Below are 9,859 nucleotides of genomic sequence, written 5' to 3'. Positions count from 1 at the left end.
GAGAGCACCACCGCCCCCAACTCCCCTGCCCCGCAGACCTCTCAGGCCACCCCCTCCCCCGAAAGCGGCACCACCCTCACTCCCGCGCCCGACCCGACCGGCCCCGAAACCCCCAACTCCCCCACCCCCCAAGCCCCGCAAGCCCCGCAAGCCCCGGAGGCCGTCCGCGCCATACCCCGGCTCCTCGTCCCGCCCGCCGCCGCCGGGCGGGTGTCCACGGCCGCCGAGCGGGCCGCCTTCCGGGCGCTGCTGGGTGCGCACTTCCACCGTTACGCCAGCCGGGCCGAGCAGGCCGCGCTGCGGATGCCGGCGCTGCGCGCGCAGGCCCGTGACGACCTGAAGGACGACCTGGCGGCGGTCTACCTGCACCACGCCGACACCGGAATCCCGGTGCACCGCGCCGAGTTGGTCGAGGCGGCGCGCCGGTCCGGTGCCGGCGACGGGCCGTTGGCCTGCTACCTGGCCTGTCTGGGGTCGGGGCTGCGCCGGCTGCCCAATCACCGGGGCGCCGTGCTGCTGGGTGCCGAGGCGGGCGAGGGCGTGCTGGGGCAGTACGCGCGCGGCACGCTGCTGGTGGAGCCGGCGCCCGTGGTGGGGACGGCGGAGGCGGAGGTGGTGCCGGGGACGGACGTGGAGTTCCTGGTGTGGTCCGCGACCGGCCGCCGGACGTCCGTGATCGCCGAGGACGGGGATCCCGAGGTGGTGTTCCCGCCCGGTACGCACTTCCTGGTGCTGGACGTGCTGCCCGCCGGCGAGGACCGCCCGGCCCGGGTGCTGCTGCGCGAGAGCGGCCCGGCCGCCGCCCCGGACGAGGCCGGGGACGAGCAGGACCGGGCCCGACTGCTGGCCTGGCAGGCCCGCCGCGACCAGGTGGCGCCCGAGCGCCTGCGCGCCCCGGCCCGCCCGCAGCGGCTGCACCTCACCCCCGGGGTCGCCCTGCGGTAGCGGTGCGCCGCCCGGCCCCCCGCCGCCGCCCGGCCCCCGCCGCCCGGCCCCCTTGCACAGGGCGGCGCCCGCAGCGCGGCGACGCGCCCCTGTCGGATGTCAGGGACCGCTGCGGCCTGCGCGTTCCTAGGCTGGCGAGCACTGGCCCCGACCCCACGTCAGGGCCGTTCCACCAGCGAGGGAGAACCCCATGCGAAGGATCACCCGTGCCCTGGCCGCCGTCGGGATCGCGGCCGCCGCGCTGACCACCGCGGGCACCGGCAGTGCCGGCGCCGCCGACGGCTCGTGGGCGGGCTGCCCGTCCGGCGCCGTGTGCGTCTACCCGCAGGACCAGAACCCCGCCTCCTCCCCGAGCGCGGTGTACTGGAGCTACGGCGCCCACAACCTGAGCGGCCAGAACGGCAACCACTGGGTGCTGAACAACCAGACCGGCGGCGCCCACGCCCACCTGTGCCTGAGCTACGGCGGCGGCAACTGCGTGTACGACATCCCGGCCCAGAACGGCGTCTACTACGACCTGGGTCCGATCAACTCCATCACCCTCGACCGCCCCTGACGGTCGGTCACCGGGATCCGGGGTGCCCGCCGCATCGGGGGGACGGCGGGCGCCCCACCCCTCTCCCGCCCCTCACCCACCCCCAGCCTCACGGCGCCCGGCCCGGCGCGAAGCCCGCCCCGGCACCGCCCCACCCGGGCGGCGCCGGGGCATTACCGTATTGCGCCCAGTTTGGCAAGTGAACACGCCGCCGAGGCGGAAAGCGTTCACGAAGATAACGAATAGCAGCGGAAGGCCCGGAGTCTGGTTTTACTTCTTGACGCCATGTACGCGGCCAGGTTTAACTCCCCCCACCCCCCGCCGCACCGTCGCGGCGTCCCCAGGGAGAGGCAACAGATGAACGCCCTACTGCGTCGCGCCCTCGTATCGACCGCCGGCCTCGCACTGGCCCTTTCCATGACCGCCGCCTGCGGAAAGGCCGGCGGCGACAAGAAGGACTCCGCCGCCTCCGGCGACACCACCTCCATAGGCCTGCTGCTGCCCGAGAACGCCTCCTCCGTACGCTACGAGTCCTTCGACCGGCCCTTCATCGAGGCCAAGGTCAAGTCCCTGTGCGCGAGTTGCAAGGTGCTCTACAACAACGCCGAGGGCAGCGCCGCCAAGCAGAAGCAGCAGTTCGACACCCTGCTCACCCAGGGCGTCAAGGTGATCATCCTGGACGCCTTCGACGCCGCCTCCACCCAGGGCTGGGTGCAGGAGGCCGCCGCCAAGGGCGTCAAGGTCGTCGCCTACGACCGCCTGGCCACCGGCCCGGTCGCCGCCTACGCCTCCTTCGACAACGAGAAGGTCGGCGAACTCCAGGGCCAGGCCCTGCTGGACGCGCTCGGGCCGCAGGCCGCGGACGCGAACATCGTCATGATCAACGGCGACGAGGCCGACCCCAACGCGGCCCAGTTCAAGACCGGCGCCCACAAGGTCCTGGACGGCAAGATCAAGAAGGTCGTCTACGAGCAGTCCGGGCAGTGGAACCTCACCGTCGCCGGGCAGAAGGCCGCCGCCGCCGTCACCCAGCTCGGCAAGAACGGCTTCCAGGCCGTCTACTCCGCCAACGACGGCATGGCCGGCGCCATCATCACCCAGCTCCAGGGCTCCGGCATCAAGGTCCCCGTCGGCGGCCAGGACGCCAGCCTGGACGCCATCCAGCGCGTCGTGGCCGGCGACCAGGCGTACACCATCTACAAGGCCTACCGCCCGCTCGCCGACAGCGCCGCCGAACTGGCCGTCGACCTGCTCCAGGGCAAGGACGTCAAGTCCGTGGCCACCACCACCGTGGACAGCTCCACCGACAAGAACATCCCCGCCAAGCTGCTGGACGCCAAGGTCGTCACCAAGGCCAACATCGCCCAGACCGTGATCGCCGACGGCCTCTACAAGGTCTCCGACATCTGCATCGCCGACTACGCCGCCGCCTGCACCGCCGCCGGCCTCAAGTAGCCCTACGATCTAGGTGGTTCACGTGTCAGGCGCACCCCTCCTCCAGCTGCGCGCGGTCTCCAAGCGCTTCGGCGCCGTCCAGGCCCTCAGCGACGTCGACCTCGCCGTCCACCCGGGCGAGGTCCTCGCCCTCGTCGGCGACAACGGCGCCGGCAAGTCCACCCTCGTCAAGACCATCGCCGGCGTCCACCCCGTCGACGAGGGCACCATCACCTGGCACGGCGAGGCCGTACGCCTGGCCCGCCCCCAGGACGCCACCGCACTGGGCATCGCCACCGTCTACCAGGACCTCGCCCTGTGCGACAACCTGGACGTCATCGCCAACCTCTTCCTCGGCCGGGAGCAGACCCGCCGCACCCTGCTCGACGAAGTCGCCATGGAGCAGCGCGCCCGCGAACTGCTCGACAACCTCTCCATCCGCATCCCCGACGTGCACGCCCCCGTCGCCGCCCTCTCCGGCGGCCAGCGCCAGGTGGTCGCCATCGCCCGCGCCCTGGTGGGCGAGCCCTCCGTGGTGCTGCTGGACGAACCCACCGCGGCGCTCGGCGTCGAACAGACCGCCCAGGTCCTGGACCTGGTGGAGCGGCTGCGCGAACGCGGCCTCGGCGTCATCCTCGTCAGCCACAACATGGCCGACGTACGGGCCGTCGCCGACACCGTCGCCGTGCTGCGCCTGGGCCGCAACAACGGCCTGTTCCCCGTCGCCGGCACCACCCAGGAGCAGATCGTCGCCGCCATCACCGGCGCCGACGACAACGCCCACGCCCGCCGCCGGGCCCGCCGCGCCGAGGAGGAGGACGCCGCATGACCACCCCCGCCACCGACCCCCGCCTGCACATACCCGCCCCCACCTGGGCCGGGCGCGCCGACGCCGCCCGGCGCCGGCTGGCCTCCGGCGAACTGGGCTCCCTGCCCGTGGTCGTCGGACTGGTCGTCATCGCGATCGTCTTCCAGTCCGTCACCCACCACTTCCTCCAGGCCGACAACCTCACCAACATCACCCGCTTCATCGCCGGCCCGGGCCTGATCGCGGTGGGCGTCGTCTTCGTCCTGATCCTCGGCGAGATCGACCTCTCCCTCGGCTCGGTGGCCGGCGCCTCCTCCGCGATCACCGCCGTCCTCGCCGTGCACCAGGGCTGGCCCGAATGGCTGGCCATCGCCGCCGCCCTGGGCGGCGCGTGCGCGATGGGCCTGCTGCACGGGCTGCTGTTCGCCCGCGTCGGCGTGCCCGCCTTCGTCGTCACCCTGGCCGGCATGCTCGCCTGGAGCGGCCTGCAGGAATGGGTCTTGGGCGACGGCGGCACCGTCAACAACCACCACGGCGGCATCGTCGCGAGCCTGGACTCCACCTTCCTCGGCGACGGCGACATCGCCTACGCCTGGGGCCTGGCGGTCCTCGCCCCCGCCCTCTACCTCCTCGCCCACCTGCGCACCGCCCGCCGCCGCTCCGCGGCGGGCCTGGCCGCCCGCCCGCTCGCCGACACCGCCCTGCGCGCCGGAGCGCTCGCGGTGCTGTCCCTGGCCGCCGCGTACGCCCTCAACCAGGACCGCGGGCTGCCGCTGTCGCTGGTCGTCCTGCTCGGCGCCGTCGTCGCCACCGACTTCGTCCTGCGCCGTACCCGCTACGGGCGGCAGGTCTTCGCGGTCGGCGGCAGCGTCGAGGCCGCCCGGCGCGCGGGCGTCAACGTCGCCCGGGTCCGGATCTCGGTGTTCATGCTCTCCGCCCTGCTGGCCGGCCTCGGCGGCCTGTTCTACGCCTCCCAGCAGGGCTCCGCCGACAAGCAACTCGGCAGCGGCAACGTGCTGATGATGGCCATCGCCGCCGCCGTCATCGGCGGCACCAGCCTCTTCGGCGGGCGCGGCAACGCCTGGTCGGCGCTGCTGGGCATCCTGGTCATCCAGTCCATCACCACCGGCCTGGACATGGTCCACGCCGCCCAGGCCATCCAGTACATGATCACCGGCGCGGTCCTGCTGGCCGCCGTCGTCCTGGACTCCGTGACCCGCCGCACCCGCGCCGGCGCCGGCCGCCGCTAGCGCCTCCCTCCCCCCGGGCCCCGCCGCCTCGCTCCACCGAGGCGGCGGGGCTTCGACGTCGGGCCCCGGACGTCCGCGGGCACTCCCCCTCACTGCGGGCAGCCGGCCCCCGAACGCCCCCTCGCGCCCCGACGAACACTCGGGCCTGCGGCGTTGGCGGTGGGAGGCGAGGGGATCGGCGACGGCCGGCCGGCGGCGACTGTGGAAAACCGCTGTCCGGCCACCGGAGCGCGGTGATAGACATCCCGCGTGCAAAAGAATCTTGAGTTCCCCGACCTGCTGCGACTGATCGACGAAGGGTCAACGGCCTTCCGCGCCGCGGTCGCCGCCGCGCCCAGCCTCGACGCACCGGTGCCGTCGTGCCCCGGGTGGACGCTGTTCGATCTGGTGAAGCACCTGGGCGGGGGAGACCGCTTCTGGGCCGCCATCGTCGGCGCGGGGCCTGCCGACGCTCCCCCGGCCGAGGCCGCCGCCGCGCGCGCCGCCCTGGAACTGCCGCGCGAGCGTGAGGCCCTGCTGGCCTGGCTGGAAGCGTCGACGCAGCTGCTGCTGAGCGCCCTGCGCGAGGCAGGACCGCAGAGCGGTTGCTGGGCGTGGTGGAGTGGCCGGCAGACGCCCCGGACCTCCGGCGGGGTCGCCCAGCACCGGGCCCAGGAGAGCGCGGTGCACACCTACGACGCCCAGCTCGCCGGGGGCGCCCCGCAGCCGCTGCCGCTCGAGGTGGCCCTCGACGGTGTGGAGGAGTTCCTGTTCACCTGCGTCGCGACGCCCAGTGCCTGGCCGCACGAGCCCACGACCTTCGACTTCCACGCCGCCGAAGGCCGCTCCTGGCGCCTCACCGTCGACGGCAACGGCGCACGCTCCGCCCGCATCCCCGCGCCCACCGCCGCGACCGGCGAGGGCCCGGACCCAGCCGGCGCCTCCGTCCACGGCACGGCCAGTGAGCTGGTCCTCTACTTCTACGACCGGATCCAGGCCGAATCCTTGCACGTTGACGGAGACGCAGGGCTGCTCGACCTGCTCCGCGCCTGGGAGCCGGAGCACTAGGACGCAGCGGGCGCGGCCGGCCGCGTCCCGCAGAACGTCTTGCCAGGCGGGCGCGACCTTCGCCAGCACCGCCCGGCACCACGGGCAGCGCCGAATCCGTCGGGTCACGCCACCAGCGTTGCACCGCCCGAGGCGGCCGGGCCCAGGGCGCTCCCGCGGCCTCCGGCCCCCGAACCCGTGGGTCGGGCAGGGATCGTCGAGGGGCCGGTCCCCCGGCTGAGGCCGGGCGCCTTCACCGAGGCGTCCACACCGGAACCGGTGGACACGGTGATGGCCGCACACGACCGGGGCGAGCGACGGCGTCGAACACTCCCTGCCCGCCTGGTCGTGTGCTTGATACCGACGCTGTGCCTGATCGCTCGGGAGCCGTACGAGGAGGCCGTGCGGCTGCCGGCGACCGACGGCCCGCAGATCGACGTGCCGGACACCCGCAGCAACGCCACCACCTTCGACGGGCCCTGCCCCCCAACGCCTCGTGCCCACCTGCCGGCCCGGTCGCCGCCCGACCCGCTCTCCCGCACACAGCACGACCTGCCGGACGGGACGTTCATCTCCGGGACCCTGCCGAGGAAGCAGCACATGCTCCGGGCGAAGAGGGCCGGCCGCCCGCTCCCGGACCGGGTGTCCTGCCTGGCCGCCGTCCGGGTCATCCGCCGCACCGTCGCCGCCCCGGCCCCCGCCACCGCTACCGCCACCGGGCTGCAGCACGCCCTGGTCGAAGCCCGCGAGGAACCGCGGCACCGCCTGCTGCCCGCCCGGTGCCGGCGCGAGCAGGCCCGGATGGTGAAGAAACCGCCCAGCCGCTCCCCGGAAGCGGATCCGGTCCGGGATGGACAAGGCCGCGGTCGGCCGCCGGCACGGCTCGAAGAAGCCGAAGTCCCCCCGCAGCACGGCGACCGCCCTGGGCACCGGCCGCCTGTCGAACGCCCACACACCCCCGTCCGAGGACGACGTCCGAGCCTGGTGTCGGGCGCGTGGTGCGCCGGAGCGGGTGGCCGACCTGATCGCCACGCTGCGCGCCGTGGCAGGAATGTTCGTGGAGTGGCGGCGGACGGAGCGGGCCGGACCGCAACAGGCTCAGGATGCCCGGCGCCCGCTGTACGAGCGCACGCACCGGTGTCGGTCCGATGTTCCCCTGTCAGCCGCATCCCGTTCCGATGACTCGGCGGTCGCGGTGCTGCGGATCGTTCGGGGAACTGGAGCCCGGTGCCCCGCCGCCTCACCGGTGCGGCGGGGCACCGGGGTTGACCCGCTCCGGGCCGGGACCGCGCCCCGGCCCAGCCCGTCCACCGCGCGACGTCCCCGGGTGCTGCTCACAGGCCTGCGAGCAGCACCGGACCACCCCGGCCGGTCCCGTGAGCGCTGGAAGTCGGCGGGGCCGACTCCTGCGCTCATGGGCGGGCCGCCTGGGTGTGGCAGTGGGTGAGGGCGAGTTTGATGCGGGGGTCGGGGGCGGGTTCGGCGGCGAGGAGTTCGCCGGCGGTGACGAGGGTGGTCCAGTAGCGGGTGGGGTCGCCGGTGGCGGGGAGGGGGCGGGCGGCGGTGAGGGAGAGGTAGGCGGCGGTGAGGTTGCCGGTGGTGAACCAGCGGGCCAGGCCGTGCTGGTGGCCGGCGCGGATGCCGCCCATGGCGTCGATGGCGGTGAGGAAGAGGTCGACGATCGCGAGGCCGGTGGGGGTGAGGGTCTTGGGGATGTCGAAGACGCCGAGGGCTTCGAGGAGTTCACCGGTGTCGGCTTCGGAGCCCGGGCGGAGGTCGGCGAGGAGGGCGTCATGGCAGTCGTCGAGGCGGCGGGTGGCCTCGGCGAGGGGGATGTCGAGCGCGAGGCAGACGGCCCGGGCGGCCGGGAGGGGCCGGCCGCAGCGGCGGGCGAGGCGGGCGTAGGCCTCGGCGGGGGTCAGGCCCCGGGCGAGGGCGTGACGGGCGAGGGTCGGGAGGGGAGGGAGCATCGGCGGCGCGCTTTCAGGCGAGGGTGAAGGTGGGGGCGATGAGGGCCCAGACGAACTTGCCGATGCCACCGGAACGGGGGCAGCAACCCCAGCGCTCCGCGAGTTCGTTGACGAGGAGCAGCCCGCGCCCGCACTCCTCGTCCGGCCTGGACGAGCGGACGGAGGGCCGCCCGGCACCGACGTCGTGGACCTCGATCCACAGGCGGTCGCAGACGAGGGCGAAGCGGACCTCGATCAGGCGGTCGGCGGGAGCGCCGGCGTGCTGGACGGCATTGGCGAAGAGTTCGCCGAGGAGGAGTTCGGCGATGTCGCGGTAGCGGTCGCCGGCGGGGAGGCCGGCGAGGTAGGCGCGGAGCAAGTGCCGGGCCAGCGGGGCGGATTCGGTCCGGGGGTCGAGGCGGGCGGCGAACGTGCGGGGGCGGTGGGAAACGAGCACGGCGAAGTTCCTCGGGGGGCGGATGAGGGAGCGCGAGGGTAGTGCGCAATCACGCTATGCATGCAAATGATTGCGTTCTGGTGTCAATCATCGAGGCTGCGGAGGTACGGTGATGGCCGAAATCTGGTGCCAGAGGCACGTTGTGCGTGAGGGGGCCGGCTGTGGCACATCGGCGGTTCAAGCGGGAGTTGACGGCCAGTTCGGCGGAGCTGTTCGGTGAGGAGCTGCGGTTCTACCGGGAGCTGGCCGGCTTCACCCAGGAGGAGCTGGGCAAGCTCCTGCACTGCAGCCGGACGAACATCACCCGGTACGAGACCGGCCAGCGCCGCATGCCGCCGGATTTGGTGGAGATGGCCGATGAGCTACTCAACACCGGCAACGCGCTGAGGCGGCTCTGGGGAAAGGTGGACTGGAACGCCCAGGTCGAACATCCGAATTGGTTTCAGACCCATGCGGACACGGAGGCCGAGGCGGTGGGGCTCCATGTATTCCAGGCCAACTACATCCACGGGCTGCTGCAATGCAGGGACTACGCGAGAGCGATGTTCGAAGCGGGCGGAACCGACGAACGACCCGAGGCGATCGAGGAGCGGCTCGCCGCAAGGCTTGCGAGGCAGGAGCGATTCCTCACCGCGGGCGGGCCTCAGCTGGTTGTCCTCCTGGACGAGAGCGCCATCCGGTCGGTGGTCGGCGGACCGTGGGTGATGGTGCGACAGATGCAGCACCTGCTGCGGGTTGCCCGGCGCGGGAACATCGTCATCCAGGTGGTGCCGTTCACGGCTCGCTCGACGATCATCAAGATCTCAATGGTCCTTCTGGAGATGCCGGATGGGCAGCACTCGGTGTACTCCGAGAGCCTCGACATGGGCAGTCCCAGCGACGATCCGGCCGTCGTCACCGAGCACCGGCGGCGCTATGATCGGCTTCGTGGCGATGCGCTCACGGCGACCGATTCGCTGGCGCTGATCGCCGAGGCGCTGGAAGGGTTCAGAGATGATGCAGAACGAGCTCAACGCGGCAGGCTGGCGCAAGAGCAGCTACAGCGGCCCGGACGGCGGCGACTGCATCGAGGTGGCCCCCGGATTCCCCGGCCTCGTCCCCGTACGTGACTCCAAGGACCCGCACGGCCCGGCCCTCGTTTTCCCGGCCTCGGCCTGGGAAGCCTTCGTGGCGGGCGTCCGCGAGGGCGACTTCCCGGCGTAGAACTCCAAGGAGCCGACCGTGTTGACCTGGCGCAAGAGCAGCTACAGCGCCCAGCAAGGACAGTGCGTCGAGGTGGCCCCCGGATTCCCCGACCTCGTCCCCGTACGTGACTCCAAGGACCCCCACGGCCCGGCCCTCGTTTTCCCAGCCTCGGCTTGGGAAGCCTTCGTGGCGGGCGTCCGCGAGGGCGACTTCCCGGCGTAGAACTCCAAGGAGCCGACCGTGTTGACCTGGCGCAAGAGCAGCTACAGC

The 9,859-nt window shown here is 73.1% G+C and carries 10 protein-coding genes and 2 pseudogenes; 10 read left to right on the top strand and 2 right to left on the bottom strand.

Annotated elements, in window-relative coordinates; genetic code table 11:
- From ACZ3YL_RS17645 to ACZ3YL_RS17615, 7 genes and pseudogenes are all read left to right on the top strand, one after another.
- Positions 1-945 (top strand): annotated as a pseudogene (locus tag ACZ3YL_RS17645) (hypothetical protein); the annotation flags it as partial.
- 190 nt (positions 946-1,135) lie between these two features.
- Complete coding sequence (locus ACZ3YL_RS17640; protein WP_465658255.1) at positions 1,136-1,501, top strand: hypothetical protein; 366 nt, start codon at positions 1,136-1,138, stop codon at positions 1,499-1,501.
- A 336-nt stretch (positions 1,502-1,837) separates the two neighbouring features.
- Positions 1,838-2,935: a sugar ABC transporter substrate-binding protein gene (locus ACZ3YL_RS17635; RefSeq protein ID WP_188305489.1), complete on the top strand. Its 1,098-nt coding sequence runs from the start codon at positions 1,838-1,840 to the stop codon at positions 2,933-2,935.
- Positions 2,936-2,957: 22 nt separating this feature from the next.
- Positions 2,958-3,743 (top strand): ATP-binding cassette domain-containing protein, encoded by a 786-nt coding sequence (locus ACZ3YL_RS17630; RefSeq protein ID WP_465658247.1) that lies wholly within the window; start codon positions 2,958-2,960, stop codon positions 3,741-3,743.
- Positions 3,740-4,972 (top strand): sugar ABC transporter permease, encoded by a 1,233-nt coding sequence (locus ACZ3YL_RS17625; RefSeq protein WP_465658244.1) that lies wholly within the window; start codon positions 3,740-3,742, stop codon positions 4,970-4,972. The genes ACZ3YL_RS17630 and ACZ3YL_RS17625 overlap by 4 nt, the downstream gene beginning before the upstream one ends.
- Positions 4,973-5,221: 249 nt before the next feature.
- The gene (locus ACZ3YL_RS17620; RefSeq protein ID WP_465658242.1) at positions 5,222-6,019 is read left to right on the top strand and encodes a maleylpyruvate isomerase family mycothiol-dependent enzyme; all 798 of its coding nucleotides are present in this window, start codon (positions 5,222-5,224) and stop codon (positions 6,017-6,019) included.
- Positions 6,020-6,196: 177 nt separating this feature from the next.
- Complete coding sequence (locus ACZ3YL_RS17615; protein WP_465658240.1) at positions 6,197-7,180, top strand: transposase domain-containing protein; 984 nt, start codon at positions 6,197-6,199, stop codon at positions 7,178-7,180.
- Positions 7,181-7,410: 230 nt separating this feature from the next.
- Here the strand turns inward: ACZ3YL_RS17615 and ACZ3YL_RS17610 are convergent, their stop codons facing one another.
- Both ACZ3YL_RS17610 and ACZ3YL_RS17605 read right to left on the bottom strand, forming a co-directional pair.
- Entirely contained in the window at positions 7,411-7,968 is a 558-nt protein-coding gene (locus ACZ3YL_RS17610) for a hypothetical protein (protein ID WP_465658238.1), read from the bottom strand.
- Between the two features lie 13 nt (positions 7,969-7,981).
- Entirely contained in the window at positions 7,982-8,404 is a 423-nt protein-coding gene (locus ACZ3YL_RS17605) for an ATP-binding protein (protein ID WP_465658236.1), read from the bottom strand.
- 146 nt (positions 8,405-8,550) lie between these two features.
- On the opposite strand from ACZ3YL_RS17605, the pseudogene ACZ3YL_RS17600 reads away from it, so the two are divergent.
- The 3 genes and pseudogenes from ACZ3YL_RS17600 to ACZ3YL_RS17590 all read left to right on the top strand — a co-directional run.
- Positions 8,551-9,366: pseudogene (locus ACZ3YL_RS17600) on the top strand (helix-turn-helix domain-containing protein); the annotation flags it as partial.
- Between the two features lie 31 nt (positions 9,367-9,397).
- The gene (locus ACZ3YL_RS17595; protein WP_465658234.1) at positions 9,398-9,607 is read left to right on the top strand and encodes a DUF397 domain-containing protein; all 210 of its coding nucleotides are present in this window, start codon (positions 9,398-9,400) and stop codon (positions 9,605-9,607) included.
- A gap of 21 nt (positions 9,608-9,628) precedes the next feature.
- The gene (locus ACZ3YL_RS17590) at positions 9,629-9,811 is read left to right on the top strand and encodes a DUF397 domain-containing protein (protein ID WP_465658232.1); all 183 of its coding nucleotides are present in this window, start codon (positions 9,629-9,631) and stop codon (positions 9,809-9,811) included.
- Positions 9,812-9,859 lie beyond the last annotated feature (48 nt).

This window comes from Kitasatospora sp. NPDC023176, assembly GCF_055560495.1.
Note: the sequence above shows the minus strand (reverse complement) of the source record. Positions and strands in the feature narration are given on the sequence as shown.

Excerpts from the sequence above, each read along its gene's own strand:
- ACZ3YL_RS17635 (WP_188305489.1), top strand. The coding sequence starts at position 1,838 with ATGAACGCCCTACTGCGTCGCGCCCTCGTATCGACCGCCGGCCTCGCA.
- ACZ3YL_RS17625 (WP_465658244.1), top strand. The coding sequence starts at position 3,740 with ATGACCACCCCCGCCACCGACCCCCGCCTGCACATACCCGCCCCCACC.
- ACZ3YL_RS17610 (WP_465658238.1), bottom strand. The coding sequence starts at position 7,968 with ATGCTCCCTCCCCTCCCGACCCTCGCCCGTCACGCCCTCGCCCGGGGC.
- ACZ3YL_RS17640 (WP_465658255.1), top strand. The coding sequence starts at position 1,136 with ATGCGAAGGATCACCCGTGCCCTGGCCGCCGTCGGGATCGCGGCCGCC.
- ACZ3YL_RS17595 (WP_465658234.1), top strand. The coding sequence starts at position 9,398 with ATGATGCAGAACGAGCTCAACGCGGCAGGCTGGCGCAAGAGCAGCTAC.